Source organism: Chryseobacterium urinae (assembly GCF_030518295.1).
GTDB classification, from domain to species: domain Bacteria; phylum Bacteroidota; class Bacteroidia; order Flavobacteriales; family Weeksellaceae; genus Chryseobacterium; species Chryseobacterium mucoviscidosis.
Genome location: NZ_JAULSJ010000008.1, coordinates 52,417 through 74,889 on the forward strand (window position 1 = coordinate 52,417; position 22,473 = coordinate 74,889).

Genomic DNA, 22,473 nt, shown 5'->3' on the forward strand with positions numbered 1-22,473 from the left:
AAAACACAGAAAGTGAAAAGAGACTTTAAAACTCACGGTGGACATACTTAGCCTGAAGACCACCTAAAAAAATAAGGCTAAAACCTGAAGTAACTCTACTAAAAAGAGGCTTCAAATCTTAACCTTTATAATGCAAAACAAATTTACAAAATGTCAGGAAAAAACAATGCGTCTCAAACGCTTTTCAGATTCGTGAGCTTAAGAAATCCACAGCTTACAGAAACCAAAGAACGAAATTTAGGATTTATCCACAGACCAAAAGGAGTTACCGGAGCTTTCGATACTGCCGTTGCAGGAAAATCTTCAAGAGCATCAAAGCTCTCAGAAATGACAAATGCGGCAAGAACATTCAGTAATTCAGGATTTGAAACCGAAAAGAAAATTGAAGAAGGAGAATTCGGTAAACTTCTGATTATCGGGAGAAAAATTTCTAAAAGAGAAGAGCTTAACGCCAACGAATTAAGCTATGTAAAAGATTATTACAGTCATCTTATTGATAACTATAAAGAGCTCACAGCAGATGGAATCAAAATCTTTTCAACTCTTTGGAACAATTATATTTTCCAGATCGTTACTCAGGGAGATTTCTATGTGAAAGAAGCAATCAGTCATGTTTTAATGGCAATTCATATTGGTTTCGCACAAAGTATGAATTTAGCAGATCCTGAAATCATAAAGGCTAATGGAGGGAAACCATTGGAAAAGGCATTGGATGGGAAAATCGTTTTGCCTAAGTTTTTATTCTCTGAAGATGCTGTTACCGCGGGGTCTGTCTCTTCAAGAGCTGCTTCCGGAACATCGGCTAATGCTTTGAGTGCAAGAACTTCGCAAAGATTAGAATCTGAAACACAGGCTTTATTATCTGCCAACAAAGCACTTCATCAAAAAGAAGCTTTGGAAAAACTTAACGCAGAATTGGAAAAGCTTCAGAAAAGATACCATAAAGTTAGTGAACAGGCTTATCAGGAGGCATATGCTAACTATAAGGAACAAAACAGAGAAGCCCTTGAACTGTACGAAAGAAAATTAGAGGAAGTAGAAAGTAGAATTACTATGGAAACCTCTGAAGAAGAAAAACTCCGAATGTACGAGGAATTGAAGAGATATGAGGTCGCCCCTTTTCAGTTTTCTTACAAAAACGAAATTAATCTGTTGGATCTGAAGGACAACCTTTCTCCTGAATCTTTAGATACCTTCATCAAGCTCTTTGCAGAATTAGATCATCAGAAGGCCTCTGAAGAAGCTGTAAAAGAGGGAATCAGAATTCTTTCTGACAATACGTTAAGAATAGGTTCCCAAAATATCACACTTGATAATGAATTAGAAAGCTATTCTGATGCCTTAAACATTGTCGGAAATCATATCTCTTCTTCTATGCAGACCGCACTGGAAAACTCACCACTTCAGCAGCAGCAGTATGTTAACCTTGCAGGGGCATCTGTTCCTGTGGTGCAAAGTACCGCAAGAACACCAATGGCTTATAGCTTTTATTCCCACAATACATTTGGATTTTCGGGAGCGGGAGGATTTGTTAATTTCTCTTTTGAGGTCGCAGATTCTTCATGGAGCGTTGCTTCTGCAAAGATTATTGCAGCTTCTGATGTTGCAGGAAGTTTTGAAGAAAGTTTCAGCAATATTCCGGTAATCAACGATAAAATTACTTTGCCAACATGTCTTATCAATAAATTCAGAGCAAGTCTTGCTTTCAGAATCGAAATTATTTTTGATAATGGAAGTAAAGCATCCGCAGATCTTGGACAGTTGTACCCAAAAGAAGATATCAGTCTAACCGGAATGCTTACTCTGACAAGAGGAGTGGTGGAAAATCCGGAAGAACCGGAGAATGTAAAAATCCAGAAACGCAGAAACTTCGGAATCAAAAGATTAGGAGTTGCCGATTATCTGAAAGTCGTGCAGAGTATTCACGCCTATGTTCCGGGAGAAGTTTCCAATATTGAGAACGTGATGGCAAGTGAACTGAGGCATAAATCTTCCGTAGCAAGGGATTATTCTGAAATTACGGATACGACTTCCAAGTCTCAGGAAACAGAAAAAATCTCTGATACTTCCAAAACTTCCAGAACAGATATGCAGACGGAAGTAGCAAAAGAACTGGATAAGCAACAGAGTTTCAATGCTCACGCAAGATTTGGTAAATCGGGTACTTGGTACTTTGAAGTAGGAGCCGATTATGCCAACAATACCGCGCAGCATGACAGCACAAGACAGGCGGTTGCTAAATCTCAGGAAATCACGGAAAGAGCTATGGAAAGAGTATTGACCAAAATTTCTGAAGAAAGAGTACAAAAGATCATTAAAGAATACACGGAAACCAATGTTCATGAATTTGACAACAGAGGAAAAGTAACTGAAACAGATGATGCAGATGCAGCACAGCCTAAACACATTACAGGCGTTTACAGATGGATTGATAAGAAGATGAAAAATCAGATTTACAATTATGGGGTACGTACCATGTTTGAATTTATGGTTCCTGAGCCTTCAAGACTGCATCGTCTGGCGGTTGCCGTCGCAAAGGCGCAGGTACTTACGGCTCCGGTAGATCCGAGAACCGCTCCATCTCCTAAAACAATGGACAGTCCAAAGGCTGCAACTAAAGAATTATTGCAATATTGGGCGAATATTTATGGAGTTACACTTACTGATTTACCTAATGCTAATCTTACTGTAACCAGTAATGTAGAAATAGATTTGGATAATAGTGCGACACCAAGAATTTTACCAATCAGTATTCCTGCAAATTATAAAGCATATGAAGCTGAAATAACGTATGCTTTTTATAACAGATTCAAAAAAAATAGTTCTTGGTTAACATTTGATAACTTAAAAGGAGGTTCGCAGCATATTGAAAATCCGCATCGTCAGGGTTGGCTTCGAAGCAGTTACACAAGTTACGGAATTAACATTGTTGGAGATTATAATATGCAGTATGCAGGAGAAAACGGAACAACACAGGTAGGTTTGGTTGTGAAAGCTAAATGTACCCTTTCTGATGCATATATGCTTCAGTGGGCTACAGAAAACTTTAATGCTATCATCAAGGCTTACGAAGAAGCGTATAAAAAATTCCAGGAAGAACAGGCTCGATTGGATGCGGAGCAGAAGGAGAAAGAAACAGAAGCTAAAGAAAAACAGGGTAATTTCTACCGTTATATGGAGCATGATACCCTGAAGCATAACTGTATCGCTTATCTGTTGCAGGATTACCTTAACTCAAATACATTAGGCTATGAATCAACAAACGCATTGAATGATAATACCAAAATGGATAACTTCCAAGTATATCTTAATGATAACCTTGATCAGTATGCAGCTTTGGCAAAGTTCATGGAACAGGCATTTGAGTGGGAAATCATGGATTATACGTTCTATCCGTACTATTGGGCAAACCGTAAAAGCTGGCAGGAATTCTACCTTACCGAAAGTATGGATCCTTTGTTCAGAAGTTTCCTTCAGGCAGGGATGGCGAGAATCATTGTTACTGTAAAACCGGGCTTTGAAGCCGCTGTACAATTCTTTATGGAAACAGGAATTATCTGGAACGGAGGTGCTGTTCCTGTGATCGGAGACCCAATGTATATGTCTATTGTAGACGAGATGAGACAGCCGACAGGAGTTCCGCAAGGGAAATACTGGATCACAAGAGTTCCTACAACCCTTACGATTCTTCAGGCATCTTCTACAGGATTACCGGTTGATCCGCTGCATCCGCTTCCACTGTTCCGTGAAGATTATCCGGAAAATTGTGAAAACCGTGAAGAACTTGTGTTTGAAACAAGCTTCAAATTGGATGAAGAGGCGCAGTTGCAACATGGAGAAAAAGACACCAGTACTTTAGGCTAATATTTATTTAACAAAATGGCGGACTAACCGCCATTTTATTTCTCATAACATTAAAAACTAAAAAGATGAGCACAATAAAAGCATTAAAAGTTCCAAAAATACAGGATATTTCCTCTCCATCTCAAGTCATAAAAGCTATTCCTCCGCTAGGGCTACAAAAAAAAAAATCTGGTAAATATTCAGAAGATTTTTATGGATTAGAAAGAAATGAAAAAATTGATTTTTCTAAGATAGTTAAATACTTGAAGACTGGCACAGAAGAACCTTTAGACTGGACAAACTTTATTGCCCCAACAAAAATAATTAATGAAAGTGTTGTAATTGGTACAGATGGTGTGGTTGATGTAAAGAGAAAAGTTAATGAGACAATTCCTTTTTATTATATCAACTCTTATAAACAGAAAATTACAACATCGATTAGCTGTGGTATCAATAGAAAAATAGATAATATTGACAGTACAATATCAATATCTTTTCAAATTGACAGCAACCAAGAACAAATTAAGTGTAAGGCAGCATACTTTTATAAAAATACAGAACATTATCGGAATTCTGTACAATCAACAACTTCAGAAAATGCATTTAGCATTAATGATAAATATGTTGGCATTATGTTTTTCAGTGAAAACATTACGGATATATATTACTTAATCAAAGAAATCCAAGGAGATACCCCTGAATGGTTTCAACAATTAATTAACAACAAATATATTCCATTAATTGAAAGGACTACAGATATTAAACAACTTATTTGGTTATATGAAAACGCCCCTGATTTCACATTATCCAGCTTAAAACCTGAAGTTTTATGGAAAAACATTTGTTCTTTTTACAGCTATGATGTAAACGGTTTTTTCAGCTTTGTAAGAGATGCCAGTCCTGCGTTAATGAAAGCATTATTTGCATTTAACACTCCTCAACGAATCTCATTTTTGATGCAACAATTCAATAAAAACCAAAGTTTTGTAGTTAACCTCTACCATGCTTTGGATGATGAGATAGCTTTTATGGGCCAGGAGGTTCCTTGTAAAATGGCCTTTATAAGTATCATTAATTCATTCTCTCATATCGCAAAAGATAATTTCACTTTTACTAATCATCTTTTTTCAGTTGGAAAAAAATCTTTTGTAAGTCTGGAAAAAATAGAGTCCAATCTAAAAGAGGATAAAAACAAATACTATGTTCAACAAAAATATATTACAGACGAACAATTAATAGATACCGGAAGTGTTATCATGGATATTGGTAGTAATACCGTTACAACAAGAGCAATAAAACTAAATCCACTAGATATTGTTATTGTTATAGAAGAAGAAACTCAAAGTCTCTTATTTGTACCTGCATTGTTTCTCTATGATAAAGAGCATCAGAAAAACATGGAAGGACTGGCCAATGCAATCAGAATTGGGATAAACATGCTGGCGATTGCATTAGCTGTAGAAACCCTTGGAACAAGTTTATTAGCTGCTGAAGGAGCCAGCTCTATTACATTTTGGGGAATGTTAGTAGCTGTAGACGGAGCCATCGCCTTAGGAGATTTGGGAATTCAATTAGCCAAAGATAACCTAACGAAAGAATTTCTGGATATATGGGAGAAAATTTATAAAACAGCAGGTTATGCAACAGCTACAACAGCCGTAGTACAACAATTATACAAAATAGGGGGAAAGATATTAGCCGAAGAAACCAGAGCAGAAATAAAGAATTTTGTAATGAGCTGCATGGTAAAAGTAATGCTTGAAAGAGAAATTTCTAACTTTACCAAAAATACATTTAAGGTACTCCTGACAAACAAGGAATTAATAGATGCAACAAGAGGTCTTGTAAACGAAGCTAAATCAAAAATGCTAAATAAATATGGCATGTTCCTAATAGAAGGACAGTTCAAGACTCAAAGAATTGTAAAAAATAAGGTTGTAGAAGAAGTTAATAATGAGATTGCTATAGTATATAAAGGTGAAATAATTACAAGAGCCCAAAAATCCGAGTTTTATAAAGAGGCTAACAAGCTGTTGAAGCACCTTGATAACCCAAAGGAATTTATTAAAGCAGCTGAAGAACTTCTTACATATGGTAAAATATATCCTACAAGCAATTTAAAAGATTTACTTACTGAAGCAGAAGCTTATAATAAATATGGGGATTGGGGTAGAAGCCTCGTAGAAAAGGTGAATATAGATGCTGCCAAAATTCTTTCTACTTTCGATGCTGGTGTTATTTTCGAAAAAACAATGATAAGTGGTTTCATTTATGTAAAAAATGGAATAAGGTATATTTCAACTGAAACCAATTTTTTGAAAGCAGAAATAGGAAAAGGAAAAGGTGAAGTATATAAAAACTTCATTGATAATATCCACCCTACTCTTAAAATAAGGTTGGAAAAGCATATTGCCCGTTTAAAAATGAAAGGGGTTCCTGCTGAAGAAATTGACATATTAAGGGCTGGTGCAATGGGGTCTCATGGAGAGATCAGAGCATTAGATAGGCTGTTAACGACTATTGATCCTGAAGGAAAACTGGGAGAAGCAGTCTTTCATGATATTATCGGATACAACAGATATTTAAGAATTGCCGATAAATTACAACCTCCATGTGTCCATTGTTATTATTTAACCTCAGGAATTAGATTCATGGGATTTTAATAAATTTGTATAATACATTAATCGAATAATCATGGCATTAAAAATAAAAGAAAGCGAGTTAACATGTAACCGTTTAGACGGCGGAGGAGTTCCTATATATTATCACAATGGCAGCCCTTTTACAGGTATTGTTTTACGATATTATGACACTGGCGAGCTTTTTTGCGAAGAGGAATATAAAGACGGATATCAGGAAGGATGGTTCAGATCTTATCATAAAAACGGTAAAAAATACACAGAATACAAAGCCCATAACAACGTAGAATACGACGGGACTTATAAAAAATGGGATGAAAATGGTAATTTGATGGCATCCTTCTGATAAGAATATAATAGATAAAAAATAAAACGCGACACGTTTTGTCGTATTAACTGCGGCTCCCTCTATTAACCCCATGAAAAAACAGAGGGTTTTGAGAAACAAATAAGCTTCTGAAAAAAAGACAGCGAAATTCGAATGCTTTGGTGCAGAATTCAAATGATTCTTTTTAGAAGAATTTATAAGAAAAAGTATATTTGAACATCTGATTTTTTCAGAATGTTTCAAAAGAGAAAATGACCCGCTCTCCGAAGTTTGTAACTTCGGAGCAGATAAACAAACCTAACGCCACTTGTAAAAAGGTGGCGTTTTTTTATGCCAAATAAGCATGGCGAGAATTATCGTTACCGTAAAACCGGGCTTTGAAGCGGCTGTACAGTTCTTTATGGAAACAGGAATTATCTGGAACGGAGGTGCCGTTCCTGTGATTGGCGATCCTATGTATATGTCTATCGTGGATGAGATGAGACAGCCACAAGGAAAACCGCAAGGGAAATACTGGATCACAAGAGTTCCTACAACCCTTACGATTCTTCAGGCATCTTCTACAGGATTACCGGTTGATCCGCTGCATCCGCTTCCACTGTTCCGTGAAGATTATCCGGAAAATTGTGAAAACCGTGATGAACTTGAGTTTGAAACAAGCTTCAAATTGGATACAGAGGCGCAGTTGGCTCATAGTGATGGAGCGACCACGTTGCCAAGTACAATTATAAAACCTGTATAACAACGGTTAAACTTTGTTTTGAAAGTGGTGGGAAACCTCCGCTTTCTTTCTTACTAACATTTAAAATTAACAAAAATGGAAACAGGAAATACAGGAATTAGAAACCTTGCAGATATCGGGGTGGCGGATGTTGATCCATATGGAACGAACAAAAGAAAATATAAAGCATTTGAAAAAACAGAAAAAGTACAACTTCGTATTGGGGTATTCTTTGATGGGACAGGAAATAATAGATATAACTCCGATACAGTATATTATGATCCAAAGTATAGTAAACCTCCATTGGAACAAGATAAAATAAAAAAAATTAGGAATCTTAAAAGTTTTGTAATAGAATCGGGGAGCAGCTATTGGAATACCTATTCCAATATTGCACTTCTTCACGATTTATATGAAGAAAAAAGAAAGTGGGAACAAGATGTAAAATTTCAAAGTCTTCATCTGAAATTTTATATAGAAGGCATTGGCACATTACGGGATGAAGAAGATGATATGGTGGGTTCCGGTATGGGCGAAGGAGAACGAGGTATGATATCCAGAGTGGAGCAGGCGTGTCAGAATATTGCTGATGAGATAGTAAAATTGTTCTCAGCAAGGCAAAAAATTACCCATAAACCTTTAGGGATTATATCTATTCAGTTTGATGTATTCGGATTCATCCGAGGTGCTGCAGCGGCAAGACATTTCAGTAACGAAGTTTTGAAAATAGGAAAAGATAAAAATCCGGGAAGCGGTGGAAATATGCCAATTACAGAAATTAAACGACCAGCCGCTAAAAAGTATGAGAAAATAAAAAACAGTCTTCCAAGTATCCAACAATACAAAAAAGATGCGTATAAAGTAGAAAAGGATAATACCCGAGTGGTACAACGCTTCAATGCACCTGAGAGAGATATTTTTATAGGGGGACATTTGGGCAATATCCTTCAAAAAAAGGGAATTAATTATCCAAAATACAATGTGAATGTCGAGTTTTTGGGATTATTTGACACGGTAATTTCTCAGATGCTCGAAAGAAAAGGAATTATAGGCGCTACGAGAAATCCTATTACAAAAGTATTGGCAGTAGCATTGAGTCCTATAAAGCTAAAGCCTGTAATAGGTGCAGCTGTAGAGGGTATAAGCAGAATAAAGAAAGTAAACCCAGATCTGTCCAATCCTAATATTAAAAAAATTTTACAGCTAAAGGCTGAAACCGAGTGGCGAGATAACTTTCCCATTACACCCATAGGACCTATTTTGAATACTACCCATGCAAAAGAAATTGGTATTTTGGGAGCACATTCAGATGTCGGTGGGGCATACTGGCAAATACAAAAAGAGCTTTGTACCTTACATTTTTTTGATTTAGGAGTGGGTGCAAGTATTTCTGAAAAACAAAAGTTGGAACAGCAGAAAGAATTATTGCGTAACTGGTATATTTCTCAAAAGCTTTGCCCAGATGATCAGACCATACTGTACTGGGAAGTAATGCATCATGTCAGGGCTTACACATTAAGCGGAAGTATGGATGAAGATTTAGAGTCTCATATCAATAAATCAAAATATCTCTTGTTGGAGAAAGATTTCATGGGAAATGATTGGTATAAAACTGACGGAGAATGGCATTATAAGCTACAAGGATACCATCACAAGCTTCTTTCTAAACGTCCATTGAATAACAAACTATCCATGGTCTATATGAATATAATGAAATATATTGCCTCCACTTATGCTGATGTACCGTTTACACTGCCTGAAAGTAAAACAAAGCACCCTAAAGAATATATTTATCCCACAGGAGATGGGAAAGAAAAAGATCTGAAAACATATTATGAATTGCTAAAAAAAGTAGCAGAGGATGGCTGGGTAAACAAAGAGGGAAAAGTTGTTACCTATTCCAATCTTATTGATGAAAAGGGACGTTATCATATTTCATCTGAAATGAACAACTATCTTATGGAGAATTTTGTACATTTATCTGCAAATTTCAATGCTCCTTTAGCAGATGCATTAGATTATTATAATTTTGCTTATGTGTAATAGCCAAGACTTTACCTATGAAAAAGAATATACAGATCCGCCTTATAAAAGGGAATACTACATTCCTAATTTGGATACTTATGATAAGTCTTAGCCTTTTACAGTCTTGTAACAAAAAAAAATACAGTTGGGAGGCGGGAATTTCCGCCCCCAAGTATTATCCTGTAGCGGGGAATGTAGATTTTGGGAATGCCGGAAACGGAAGTAATACAAGCATTGCTCCTGGTTGGGGACAGAGCTATGGTGCAGTAGTTGGGGAGAAATGGAAAGATGTACCAAAAGAAGTGTATATAGACTATTACAGTGTTGTAGATGGTAAAGGATTTAAAGGAAAAGTACTACTCCCACAAGAAAAAATAAGGGATTTATTTAATGAATATAATCTTGATGACGAAGACAATTTAGGGCATTTGGTGGTAGGTATGGCACCTGGAGGCTGGATACGGGTTTGGTTTCAAGCTTTGGATGAAAAGGCAGATGAATATGTAAATTTAGAAGTAGCAAAAGGACACTTGAATGGCTATAAAGATGAAACTGTAGGGGCTGGCTTAAAAACAAAAGATTTTAAAACATGGGGTAATACTTACAGCTACTGGCAGCATCATGGAATCCCTTATGAAGCATGGGCTAATAATGAAAGGGAATATGATATTTATTTTGATTTTAATAAACCTAATAAACGTGAGGTTGGGTTTAGTTTTACTTCTTTAGACGGAACATTCGAACAAGGGATAGGTATATATGAAAAATTCCGTAGAAAATTACCCGTTGAGTTTGAATTGGGATGGCGAGATAAAGCAAAAAAAACTTTCTATTGTTCAAAATTTGTTATGCCAAAAAGCTTTAGAAGTTTTGTAGAAAAAAAAGAGCTAAAGATAATTATTTTTAATTTAGAGATTGATGATAATGATCGAGATGCTACGCTTTATTTAGTAACGAATAAGACAAAAGAAAAAATACTAAAATTTAGGAATAAACAACCAACAGCAGAAGAGAAAAAAAATAATGAATATAATTACGCAACAGAAGTAGAATATTTTATGCCTTAATCGGAAAATAAGTAGGATTGACAATCCAACTTCTAGTGTTAATTGACCACTTTCTATAAATCATCTACTTTCTGAAAACTATACCATTGAGAAACTAATGCTCAATTCAAGCCGAAATTACAGCCCTCAAAAATAAAACATAAGTAGCTAATATTGCTTTGCTATTTTCTAAAAACAAATGAGAAAAAAACAGTTTTTATTTATTTTATTGATCTTGTCAGCAGGCTTTACTGCTTATTTCGGATATATTTACTTAAGTGATATCATAGATTACGGACTATTTTGTGGCGATGGATTTACAGAATGTTATGAGGTGGTAAAACGATGGATTAAAATCCATACAATAATCCTAGCCATTATTTATATTATTTTTTTCTTAGTGCAAAGAAAAAATCAGCATGTAGAACAAGAGATTGACTTTTGGACACTTTTGCTAATTTTTGGTATAAATATATTTCATTGGAATGATATTAACTCTTCTTGGGGGATTTTAGCATTACCTTTAAATAGTTTTTTGCTTCTTTATTTTCTATTTTTTAGAAGTAGTTTAAAAAAATATATTTATTTAAGCATTTCTTTTTTATTTCTTGATTTATTTAAATTTAACGTCTAATATTTCTGAACTTTTTTATTACAATCAGAAATATAACAACCATGAGAATTACCTATATATTTTTAATACAGTTTTATTACTCTTATTTTTAATTCTTAGAATTAGAGATTTATTGAATCTAAAAAAATAAATAAGAACAAAATAGGTTGTCTCAGAAAAGAGGCAATCTTTTTGTTTTTCGTAAATTGAAATCGTAAAAACAGTAAAACAACTTATGTTAACAGAATGGGTAATCACCCGGATTGCTCAAGATCATATTTATAAATCTGGTAAAAAATCTGGGATTAAACTTTCTCTTTTTAAAGAAGCTACTATTAAAAAAAGTTATGGAATGATTTTTTTTATGTAAGCAAAGAATTTTATGAGACAAGAGATGAAAAGTATAATACATTAGTTGGAAATGTTCCTTTTTTAGTCAAAAATGTTGATGGAGAAATTATAGAATTTGGTTCCGACAATACGATCGAATATTACATTCAGGAATATGAAGCGGGAAGATATTGTTAGATTCAAATTTATTAAAATGAAAAATTTATTTACCGAATCTTTAATAAAAAACGAATGGATGGAAATATGCTTCTTATCAAATAACAAATTAATCTGACTTACAGAAAATTGAATACTGTTCTCATAAAAAACAAAATCCCACACCTGAAATGTATCAACCCAGCCACAAAACATTCCAACCCAATTTTATGCTAACTTTGGTGTATGAAAAAATTAGAATCAAGAGAAGATATTGAACATCTTGTAAATTCATTTTATGCTAAAGTTGTTAAGGATGAGGTGATTGGCTTTTTCTTTAATGATATTGCTAAAGTAAACTGGGACAGTCATTTGCCGAAGATGTATTCATTTTGGGAATCCATTCTTTTCGGGCAGATGTCCTATAAAGGAAATCCGATGGGCGTTCATTTTCCGATCAATGAAATTAAGGCGATGGAACAGCACCATTTCCATCGTTGGCTGAATCTCTGGAAAACAACGGTTGAAGAAAATTTTGTGGGCGAAAATGCAGATCTGGCAATTTACAAATCTGAAAATATTGCCAAATTAATGGCTTTTAAAATGGATTTGGCGAGAAGACTTTAATGGTTTAATGTTCTGCGTTTAATGTTTCAGATTAAGGTACAATTACCGTGAAAATGTAGGCTGCAAGGTTTACCAATAAAACCGTTCCGTAGAGAATATTCGTTTTTCCGCGGCTTAAAGAAAGCATCACGATAAAAACAGAAAGCGACAGCAGAATAATATCTTTCTTATCCAGACCTAAAACCAGCGGAATATCATACAGGATACAAACCACAGAAACCGCAGGAATGGTAAGTCCGATACTTGCTAAAGCAGAACCCAGAGCAAGATTTAAACTCGACTGGATCTGATTGCTTCGAGCCGCCCGGATCGCCGCAACACCTTCCGGAAGCAGAACAACCGCCGCGATAATGACTCCGACCAGAGATTTTGGAGCGCCTAAACTCTGCACCATATTTTCAATTGTGGCAGAAAGTCCTTTTGCCATCATCACAACAATCGCCAGACAAATCACCAGAAAAGTAAAACTGATTGCCGTTTTTGAAACCGAAGGAATATAATTTTCTTCAGATTGCTCCTCAGGAACGATGAAATAATTTCTGTGACGAATCGTTTGTACCATCAGAAATACACCATAAATCACCAAACAGGCAATTGAAACAAAAATCAACTGTGCCTGATTGTAAAAAGGTCCGTTTACGCTGGACGTGAAATTCGGAAGAACCAAAGTCAAAATCAGGATGGAAACAATACTAACCAGATAAGTTGTGGCGGAAGTTCTTGCGAAAAACTGTTCGTAATATTTCACGCCGCCCACCAAAATACAGATTCCTAAAATTCCGTTGAGAATAAGCATCACCGCGGCGAAAACCGTATCTCTTGCAAGCGTGATTGCCTGATCTCCTCCCGCAACCATCAGCGAAATAATCAGCGCCACTTCAATGATTGTAATACACAGCGCAAGGATAATAGTTCCGAAAGGTTCGCCTACTTTATGTGCGACCACTTCCGCGTGATGCACTGCGGATAAAACACTGCCTGTTAATAAAATTCCGGCAATTACATCAGACAAAACACCCGTTCCCATGAGTCCGGAAAAATAATAACCAACTGCAAGAATGGGAAAAATATACGTATAATGTAAAAAGTCTTTCAATTTCATAACTGTTCCTAAAATACAAAAAATCGATGACTTTTGAAATATCAAAAGAAAATATTAATGGTATTTTAATGATTCCAGAAATAAAAATCCTGAAAATCGGTAAACATATGAAAAAGAAGTCCGATTGCTATAATCCTTGTATTTCCTTTAAAAAAAAGCATGATAAAATACACCGCAATGGCGTAGTAAGAATGTAAAAAATGAAAACCGATGCTTCCGCGGTTAGGATCAAAAATAGGATCTGCAAAAAGATGATCCAGATCTACCAACATCGTTGCCAGAAGAATAAGGTACACTTTCTTCCAGTTTTCCCTGTAAAACAGTAAAGCAATAAATACGGGAAAAACGAAATGAAGGAAGTAATGCGTGAACGTTTTCAGTAAGGCAATATGCGAAGCATCCATTGAATTTTAAATTTTTTACCACCTTAAAATCAAAGGAAGGTCATCTTTTTTAAACTGTACTTTCAAACAATAATCCTGATCTCTGTTTCCATAAAAAATATAATCAATATCGGAAATCATCTTCTTTTCCTTAGATGATAATGTTTTTAAAAAAGACAGCAATAACGGATTATTTTTTACAAAAATATAATTTTCATTCAGATTGAAAGACTGCTGAACAGGTTTTCTTGTAGATTTTATCTCAAAACCTTTGCTTTGCTGAGTGATGAGGTTAGGCTGAAATGGAATTGCCGTAAACTGGTTCTGTCCATTGATCCATTTTTTATTCTGAAAATAAAGCTTTGTCTTTTCAGGGTTTAAGCTTTGAAAATCAATGATATAATTCGGTTGAATGATCTTCTGGAACGTTTTCTTTTCAACTTCATTAAAATTATCATCGTAGCTGTAGGTAATGATTGTGTCATTCACCTCTTCCAGATGTACAGAAGCTTTGATCTGATTAATGGATGAAGAATCTGCAAACGTTTTATCAAAAATAGAGGAGAAGTTTTTAATATTTTCAGCATCCAGTTTTGTTTCTAAAAAAGAATCGGTCTTCAATAGTTTTGAAATAACAGGAGAGGGATCGTAAGAATCAGACTGATTTCTGATTTCAATTTCATCGTGTCTTAATTCGACAGAAAGATTGTGGCTGCCCTTTTTTGTGTTCAGAATAATACTTCCCAATCCATTGGTAACGAGCGCGTCTGCATCAAAAAGATTTGCCTGAAAACTGTGAAATAACTGGTTGTTAATTCGCTCAAAATCATCACTGGAACTTCCGACAATGCAATTTCTCCCCCAAATTTTAATAAAAACCAAATCTTTCCTGAACATCTGATTTCCCAGATCCGTAAACTTCTGCTGTTTCAGAAACAACAAAAAAGTCTTCCTGTCTTCCAGTTCAAAAACACTGTACCAGTTCGAAACTTTTGAATTTTTCAGATGGAAAACCTGCAAAAAATCGGGAATTTTCACTCCCGATTTTTTAAAAGATATTTTGTTTTTTCCTTTGCTTTCAAACCATAAAGAAGGATGTCCTGCAAGACTGTAAACATATTCTCTTGTCAGCTTTTTTGTATCAACCAGAATAATAGCATCGGCTTCCTTCGGAGAAAAAATCTTCGTATCTTTTTGATAATAAAACACGAAATAAACAGTTCCGGCAAGAAGCAAAAAAGCTAAGGCAAAAAGTTTCTTTTTCATTATAAAATAGCCGGCTTTTTATCAGATTCCTTCATTTTATACACCTCATCAATTACATCAAAGAAATACATTAAGCTGTTTTCCGAAGCATTTTTAATGTTGTAATTAATTTCCGTTTCTATCTTTTCTCCTTTGGCTTCTGTTTTAAAATACAATTCGCCCATATTTTTCTTCAGAAGATCCAGTGTTTTTCTTTCCGACGGAGTTTTAAACTCTTTCTCAAGTCCGACCATTAGTTTCTGAATGTCAAATCTTCCCGACAAAGGATATTTCGCCGAATCTTTTGCCCATTTTTCAGAGATTTCCGACTGGTTTTTAGATGAAATATTATCCGTTGAGGTCGTTACGTAGACAATTCCGTCTTTTACCGTAAAGAATAACTTATCGAAATATCCGTCATTTTTTCCTTCGCTGAAAGCATAGAAATCTCCGTTTTTAGAGAATTTCTTAGCCGTCACTTTATTTGTGGTCATCATATCGAAAATACGGTTCCAGTACCCTTCATTTTCCGTAGCAAAAGCAAACGTGAAATTTGGAACAGCGATTTCTTTAGTTTTCTTCACTTCCTTTTCATTATAATCATCATCGTATTCATAATCGGTGTATTCTACGGTTTTGGATTTCAGTTCGTTAAGGACGAAAATTCCGTTTCCGGGTGCGATCTTGGTAATGGCCTTTTCATCCAGAACAATCTTCATGGTTTCCATTACAAGTTCCATTTCTTTCTGATAATCGCCTTCTCCGGAATCTTTCAACAGGCTGTACATCACATCAAAATATTTATTTCCGTCTACATTAATAGCGTAATATCCGATGCTTTTATCTTTGATGAGAGCCGTCAGTTTTTTATTCTTTTTCCCTTTGTAAACTGAATTGAGGCTATTCTGAACCGCTTCATTTTTGTGCTGATAACTATTCACCATTCTTACTTTATCGTTATCAAAATACAGATTATAAGAAGAATTGGAATTGTATGCTTTCCCCATAAGATTTCCGAAAGGGTAGTGGCTCATAATTTTACCGTATGCTCCGTTGTTTACAATTCTTCCGTAATCCGTATATACAAAAACATCAGAAGTACCGTCCCGGAAAGATAAGATGTCTTTCGAAACATCAAGTTCCAGTGTAGAATTAAAATAATCATCAAAATCCTTTTCCGCCAGTTTTTTGGTGATCTTAAACTTTTCGATCTTCAGAGAATCCATCTGTTTCTGGTAAATGCTGTCTTCTTCCGTCTCCTCATCCATTTCTTCCTCCATATGCGGAAGTGTGTATTCGCTTTCCTTTTCAGAATAATTTTTGTCGCTGGAATCTTTTTCTTCTTCAGGATATTTGTGATGCTTTTCCAGATATTTAATATCTTTTTCTTTCTTGGCAATTTCAGCCTGATATTCTTTAATGTCTTCCTTTAGATATTGAATATCATCTTTCAGATATTTAATCTCTTCCTTGTAATCGAATGCTTTTTCTACATATGCGCTGTCAACCGCAACGGCTGCGCTGTCCATAACAGCCGCTGCTGCACTGTCAATTGTTACAGCTGCACTGTCTGCTATCATTTCATCATTCCATTCAGCAGAGGGTTTTTCATAACCGATGAGCTTCAAAACTGCCTGCTTATCATTCCATGCAACGAACATTTCATCATCTAGATTAACGTAAGAATAATTGTTTCGTTTCGAAATTTCCAGTCCTTTTTTCTTGGATGAATTAATGAATTCCTGAAACTTTTCTTTGTTATCCAAAAGAAAATGAGCCGTATAGGTTTTTACAGAATCATTAAAAACGGCATAATGATATTGTGTGGCATCATACTTTATTCCGGTTTTGGAATAATCGTTCCACGAAGCCTGTTTTTCTTTATCTTCTTTGGCTACTTCAAGCAGAAAAGGATTCAGTTTCTGCCAGTTGATTTTCTGGTTAAGCTGCTTTCCGTTAATTTCCATGTAAAAAAGAACGTCTTTCGGAAGCTTCATTTTCTGTTGTGAAAAGATGGAACCGAAAGCAAAAAGTAGAAATAAAATTTGTGTTTTTTGTAAAATAGATTTCATGATTATTGATTGAAATTATTGAAAGAGAATGGTATTTTGTAATTGTTTTTTCTGAAGGATAAAATCCAGAATATTGGCTTCCAGTTTTACTGCTTTTTTGTTCGGAGAAAGCAGGTAAGCATTATTGGTCTGGGATTTTATGGTATTTTCAAACTGCATTACGGAAGTATATTTCGCATTGTTAAAGATTTCCTTATCTGCTTTGCTCATCCTGTCGTAATCGTTTTTAAAACTACTCACTTTATTTCTCGTGAATGTTTTTTTCTCCGGACTCTGACTGTAAAGCTTTACCGGAACCATTTTTCCAACGATGTTTTTTGCTTTCAGTTGTTGGAGTCCGGCATTGATGTTTTCGATTTTTTTGAAATTACAGCTTAATTTGATAATGTAGTTATCAAAATCCATTGAAGTCTTCACATTCGAAATTCCGGGAGTTGCTTTGAAAATTCTTGCCGCTTCATTAATTTTAGCTTCAATTTCAGGTCTTTTCGGAACTTTTTTACCATTAATTGTTTCCATTTTCGAGATGGAAGCCAATCGTGTCTTGCTTTTACTGGCGTTCAGAATAAGCGAATATTCTCCGCTGCCGTCTGCTTTTACGTTGATTTTGTCTAAAATATCAAAACAGCTTGTAAGAAGCAACAGTGGCAATAGTAAGAGCAACTGTTTCATAATGTTTTTCATATTTGAGTTTTTAAATAATTTTCAAATTTAAGTAAAATTTTAGACAGACCAGATGTTTAAATTCTGCCTTTCAGATAATCCTGCCTCAGATTCTCATCCAGTTTTTCAATAGCATACCGAAGGCTGGTTCTGGGCATTTCTTTGTAATGTTTATTCAGGAAATTAATTAATTCTGCTTCGTTTTTTTCTCCCATTTCGCGAAGCAGCCAGCCGTTGGCTTTGTGCATCAGATCATGAGTGTGTTTCAGATTTTTGGTAACGAAGTCTTTGGTAAGATCAAATGATCCCTTTTTTACATAATGCATCGTTCCCACAACAGCAATTCTTTTATGCCACATTTCTTCAGAATCCGAAAGCGTTCTCAGTAATTCATCTTTCTGATTTTCAAAAGCATAGCGTCCCAGAATTTTATAACAGCTTGAATCTACCAGATCCCAGTTGTTAATGTGTTGTAAATGATTCAGATAAAACTCAACAATTTCATCTTTTACCGCTTTATCTTTTGTTTTTTCAAATTTAGAAATTAACATGAATAAAGCTGTCAATCTGTGTTCATGATATTGGGAAGACAGTAATTTGCTGAGTTCCTCCATCGAAATTCTGGCATAGAATTCTTTTGCAACAGAACGCTGATCTGGAACTTTTATCCCTAAAAACAAATCGCCTTCTCCATATTCTCCTTTTCCGTTTTTGAAAAATTTAGCAGAAGAATCTGCTTTTTCCAGAATTGAAAGCTCATTTAAAGCTTCTTTTATTTCTTTTAAAATTTCAATCATTTGATAATTAATAGATTAGTCAACATTATGTAAAGCAACACCTTCCTGTTCCTCTTCTTCTTTTGCAATCTTCTTTGGGTTGGCAACTTTGGCAATCGTAAGTCCTTGAACAATAATTGAAAACACAACCACACAATAAGTAATACTTAAAACAATCGTGCTGTTTTCATTTTTCGGAATAGAAAGAGCCAGAGCAATCGAAACCCCGCCGCGGATTCCTCCCCAAACCAAAACTTTTACCGTTTGCGGACTGAATCTTGTTCTGAAAGACATGAATTTAGTAGGTCCCCAAATTGAAATAAATCTTGCAAATAATACAACGATGATCGCAACCAATCCCGGAATCATATAATGGCTTAAGTCTTTGATCATCAGTAATTCAAAGCCAATAAAAAGGAATAGAACTGCATTCAGGATTTCGTCGATAAGTTCCCAGAATTTGATCAGATAATCCTGTGTTACAGATTTCATTTTGAATCTTACATTAAAATTCCCCATGAACAATCCGGCTGCAACCATGGTTAAAGGTCCCGAAATATGCATCTGTCTTGCAATAAGATAACCTCCCATCACTACAGAAAGCGTTACCAGTACGGAAATAATATAATCGTCCACTTCACGCATCAGTCGGGAAGTAATCCATCCCAGAACAACCCCGAGTAAAAGTCCGCCGCCTGCTTCTTTCAGCAATAACAAACCAATACTTTCGATGTTAAGATCTACCGCATTTCCAATCGCAAGCTGAAGAACAACTGTGAAAACCACCACCGCCATTCCATCATTAAAAAGCGATTCTCCGGCAACTTTGGTTTCCAGAGATTTTGAAACATTTGCCTGTTTTAAGATACTGAGAACGGCAACCGGATCGGTAGGAGAGATGAGTGCGCCAAAAAGCAGACAGTAGATAAAAGGGAGAGAAATCCCGACAAGCGGCAACAGATAATACATGCCGAAACCCACCACAAAAGTAGAAATCACGACTCCTGCCGTTGAAAAAATAACGACAGGAACAAACTGCTCTTTGAGATCGTCGATATTAATGTGAATTCCTCCCGCAAACAGAAGGAAATTTAGCATGGCGCCCATCAGAACTTCTGTAAAGTCGATGCTTGTCATTAAATTGTGAAGATGTCCGAAAGTTCTTGGCAAAACTGTTTCTCCGAAGGAAACTAAAAATATGGAAACCACAATGGCAATCACCATAATTCCGATGGTACTCGGAAGCTTCAGAAATCTGTAATTAAGGTATGAAAATATGGATGCTAAAACAATTAAGGCTGAAAATGAATAGTATAATTCCACTAATTTGGTGTTTAAAATTTTTTGTGATTAATAATCGATATATAATACTTTGATGTAAACTTTGTTGCTGTCTTTTTCCCAGATATCAAGAATTCCGTCTTTTGCGGATTTTGATCCTCTTGTATATTCTTTTCCGAGATTCAGTATGTTCAGCAGAATGTATTCGTCGCCTACTGAATTCACGAGATAGGGTGTTTTTTCTGTTTTTCCGTCTCCGGAAGACTTCATTCCGTCGGTTAACGCGCGGAACTGACTGAGATGATACAGAAAATTCTCACCGTCTTTAATGCTGTCATATGCTTTCAGAAGAATCAGCAGAATATCCAGATTGGTAGGATCTTTATCATACAAAGCTTTTCCCTGTCTGATGCAGTCCTGAAAATTATTGCTCTTGAAAGCATCGGCTAAACTTTTAAACGCTTCATCCGTTGTAAAGAGCAGATCTTCCCTGAAATTTCTTCCGTAGTAAAGATGCTGTGTTTCAAGCGTATCTAAAGATTTCGGATAGGCTTTGTATTTAAAAATCAGCTTGTTGTAGTTGTATTGAGACTTTTCGCTTTTAAGGTCTTTCTCTATCGCTTTGAAATCTATTTTTGATTTCTGAGCAAAACCACTAAGCGAAATCAGAAGAAACAGGAGAAAAAAGTAATGTTTCATCGGTTCTTTTCTATTTTGTATTTGTTGTATAAAACGAGCATGACAAATCCTAAAACCAGCCGGAACAAAGCGGGCATAAAATAGGTTCCGGAAACATATAGGTCGTTGGTTATTTTTTCGTAAAGAAAATAAATCAATAAACAAAAAGGAGAAAGCAAACCTTTACCGTAGAGATAAATTTTAAAGAAAAGATGATTAAATTTAAGATCTGTAAAGAATGATAACAGTGCCAACAGACAAACTGCGACTGTTATCATTCCTAAAATCTTTAATATCAGAATATCTGTTTCTTTGCTGATTCCTCCGATGCTTCCCAAAAAATTAATTCCTACCACGATCAGAAAAAAGTAATAGAATGTATTGTTGGAAAACAGCCTGTTCATGAATTATTGCTCTTCATGATCTTTTTCTGCACTTTCTTCCTCATCGTTATCGAAATATTCGAAAAGGAAATCGTTGTACGGGAATCTGGAAATATGGATTTTCATTACTTCATCATAGATCAGCTTTTTCATTTCAGGGAAATTTTCTTTCGTAAGTGCCGAAATGAAAACCGTCGGATATTTGGATTTTGCCATCCATGTTTTTTTCCATTCTTCCAGAGAAATATTCTTTTTTGTAGATGGCGTTAAATCATCTTCGTCTTTCTTCTCATAGCTGAAATCGTCAATCTTATTAAAAACCATAATCATCGGTTTTTGATGGGCATTGATTTCCATTAAAATCTGATTCACGGAATCAATATGATCTTCAAAGCTTTCATGCGAAATATCTACCACGTGAATCAGCAAATCGGCTTCTCGAACCTCATCCAAGGTAGATTTAAACGATTCAACCAATTGGGTAGGTAATTTTCGGATAAATCCAACCGTATCCGTTAAAAGGAAAGGTAAATTTCCGATCACTACTTTTCTTACCGTGGTGTCCAATGTGGCGAACAGTTTATTTTCTGCGAAAACTTCAGATTTGGACAATGCATTCATCAAAGTAGATTTCCCGACGTTGGTGTATCCTACCAAAGCGGCACGAACTACTTTTCCACGGTTGTTTCTCTGGGTTGCCATCTGTTTATCGATGGTTTTCAGCTTATCTTTTAACAATGAAATTCTATCGCGGATAATACGTCTGTCGGTTTCAATTTCCGTTTCTCCGGGACCTCTCATTCCAATTCCCCCTTTCTGGCGTTCAAGGTGGGTCCACATTCTCGTTAATCGGGGTAAAAGATATTGATATTGAGCTAACTCCACCTGAGTTCTTGCGTAAGAGGTTGTTGCTCTCTGTGCAAAAATATCAAGGATAAGGTTGGTTCGGTCTAAGATTTTGACTTCCATTTCTCTTTCCAGGTTTTTAAGCTGTGAAGGAGATAATTCGTCGTCAAAAATGACGGTTCCTATGTTGTTTTCTTTTACGTATTCTTTAATTTCCTGAGCTTTACCACTTCCGATGAAGGTTTTGGAATCGGGCTGTGTGAGTTTCTGTGTAAAACGTTTATCTACCGTTGCTCCGGCTGTAAAGGCTAAAAACTCCAGCTCATCCATATATTCCTGAAGTTTATCCTCATCCTGATGCTGTGTAACCACCCCAACCAAAACTGCCTTTTCGTAATTATGTTCTTTCTTTTCTAGCATTAAATTCTGTCTGTATTTGTGAGATTTACAAGATACTATTTTTCAGGAAAAAATCCAAAACGAATTTTTTGGGGAGGATAGTGTACGCTTCGACTCCGCTCAGCTCATGGTGAATGTTTGGTTTACAATAATTTGTTTAAATAAAGTCACACTAAAGTACGCTGAGCGGAGCCGAAGCGTACGGTTACTTTAAAAATATCTGCATTAAAATTTTACCGGAGATAAAATCTTTGCGCCTTAAATAGATAGAGCGTGTTAAAAAATATTGCGTCCTTAAACAACTTTAGGAATAATTA

18 protein-coding genes are annotated in these 22,473 nt (G+C 35.5%); 8 read left to right on the plus strand and 10 right to left on the minus strand.

Annotation, left to right across the window (positions count from 1 at the left end):
- Positions 1-150 precede the first annotated feature (150 nt).
- The 8 genes from QWT87_RS06750 to QWT87_RS06785 all read left to right on the plus strand — a co-directional run bounded on the left by QWT87_RS06750 (position 151) and on the right by QWT87_RS06785 (position 12,328).
- Positions 151-3,864: a hypothetical protein gene (locus QWT87_RS06750; RefSeq protein WP_302715047.1), complete on the plus strand. Its 3,714-nt coding sequence runs from the start codon at positions 151-153 to the stop codon at positions 3,862-3,864.
- A gap of 65 nt (positions 3,865-3,929) precedes the next feature.
- Entirely contained in the window at positions 3,930-6,506 is a 2,577-nt protein-coding gene (locus tag QWT87_RS06755) for a hypothetical protein (protein ID WP_302715049.1), read from the plus strand.
- A 31-nt stretch (positions 6,507-6,537) separates the two neighbouring features.
- Positions 6,538-6,828, plus strand: a complete 291-nt coding sequence (locus QWT87_RS06760) for a toxin-antitoxin system YwqK family antitoxin (RefSeq protein WP_185208047.1) — start codon at positions 6,538-6,540, stop codon at positions 6,826-6,828.
- Positions 6,829-7,153: 325 nt separating this feature from the next.
- Positions 7,154-7,552, plus strand: a complete 399-nt coding sequence (locus QWT87_RS06765) for a hypothetical protein (RefSeq protein WP_185208045.1) — start codon at positions 7,154-7,156, stop codon at positions 7,550-7,552.
- 75 nt (positions 7,553-7,627) lie between these two features.
- A complete protein-coding gene (locus QWT87_RS06770; RefSeq protein WP_302715054.1) occupies positions 7,628-9,574 on the plus strand; it encodes a phospholipase effector Tle1 domain-containing protein in 1,947 nt (648 codons plus the stop codon).
- Between the two features lie 17 nt (positions 9,575-9,591).
- On the plus strand, positions 9,592-10,623 hold the full coding sequence (locus QWT87_RS06775) for a DUF2931 family protein (protein ID WP_302715056.1): 1,032 nt from the start codon (positions 9,592-9,594) through the stop codon (positions 10,621-10,623).
- Between the two features lie 178 nt (positions 10,624-10,801).
- The gene (locus QWT87_RS06780; RefSeq protein WP_302715058.1) at positions 10,802-11,236 is read left to right on the plus strand and encodes a hypothetical protein; all 435 of its coding nucleotides are present in this window, start codon (positions 10,802-10,804) and stop codon (positions 11,234-11,236) included.
- 711 nt (positions 11,237-11,947) lie between these two features.
- On the plus strand, positions 11,948-12,328 hold the full coding sequence (locus QWT87_RS06785; RefSeq protein WP_302715061.1) for a group III truncated hemoglobin: 381 nt from the start codon (positions 11,948-11,950) through the stop codon (positions 12,326-12,328).
- Positions 12,329-12,359: 31 nt separating this feature from the next.
- Here the strand turns inward: QWT87_RS06785 and QWT87_RS06790 are convergent, their stop codons facing one another.
- From QWT87_RS06790 to hflX, 10 genes are all read right to left on the minus strand, one after another.
- Positions 12,360-13,430, minus strand: coding sequence for a calcium:proton antiporter (locus QWT87_RS06790; protein WP_076393978.1), 1,071 nt, complete (start codon positions 13,428-13,430; stop codon positions 12,360-12,362).
- A 65-nt stretch (positions 13,431-13,495) separates the two neighbouring features.
- Positions 13,496-13,834, minus strand: coding sequence for a DUF6122 family protein (locus QWT87_RS06795; RefSeq protein ID WP_302715065.1), 339 nt, complete (start codon positions 13,832-13,834; stop codon positions 13,496-13,498).
- Positions 13,835-13,849: 15 nt separating this feature from the next.
- Positions 13,850-15,079 carry a hypothetical protein gene (locus QWT87_RS06800; protein WP_302715067.1) on the minus strand — a complete coding sequence of 410 codons (1,230 nt, stop codon included), beginning with the start codon at positions 15,077-15,079 and terminating at the stop codon, positions 13,850-13,852.
- Positions 15,079-17,130 carry a hypothetical protein gene (locus QWT87_RS06805; RefSeq protein ID WP_302715070.1) on the minus strand — a complete coding sequence of 684 codons (2,052 nt, stop codon included), beginning with the start codon at positions 17,128-17,130 and terminating at the stop codon, positions 15,079-15,081. Before QWT87_RS06805 ends, QWT87_RS06800 begins: the two co-directional genes overlap by 1 nt.
- A 15-nt stretch (positions 17,131-17,145) precedes the next feature.
- A complete protein-coding gene (locus QWT87_RS06810; protein ID WP_185208029.1) occupies positions 17,146-17,814 on the minus strand; it encodes a hypothetical protein in 669 nt (222 codons plus the stop codon).
- Positions 17,815-17,870: 56 nt separating this feature from the next.
- Positions 17,871-18,590, minus strand: coding sequence for a DNA alkylation repair protein (locus QWT87_RS06815; protein WP_302715072.1), 720 nt, complete (start codon positions 18,588-18,590; stop codon positions 17,871-17,873).
- A gap of 15 nt (positions 18,591-18,605) precedes the next feature.
- On the minus strand, positions 18,606-19,892 hold the full coding sequence (locus tag QWT87_RS06820; protein WP_302715074.1) for a cation:proton antiporter: 1,287 nt from the start codon (positions 19,890-19,892) through the stop codon (positions 18,606-18,608).
- Between the two features lie 27 nt (positions 19,893-19,919).
- Positions 19,920-20,549: a DUF4919 domain-containing protein gene (locus QWT87_RS06825; protein ID WP_302715076.1), complete on the minus strand. Its 630-nt coding sequence runs from the start codon at positions 20,547-20,549 to the stop codon at positions 19,920-19,922.
- A complete protein-coding gene (locus QWT87_RS06830) occupies positions 20,546-20,932 on the minus strand; it encodes a hypothetical protein (RefSeq protein WP_268052191.1) in 387 nt (128 codons plus the stop codon). The genes QWT87_RS06825 and QWT87_RS06830 overlap by 4 nt, the downstream gene beginning before the upstream one ends.
- A gap of 3 nt (positions 20,933-20,935) precedes the next feature.
- The gene (hflX, locus tag QWT87_RS06835; protein WP_108410217.1) at positions 20,936-22,177 is read right to left on the minus strand and encodes a GTPase HflX; all 1,242 of its coding nucleotides are present in this window, start codon (positions 22,175-22,177) and stop codon (positions 20,936-20,938) included.
- Positions 22,178-22,473 lie beyond the last annotated feature (296 nt).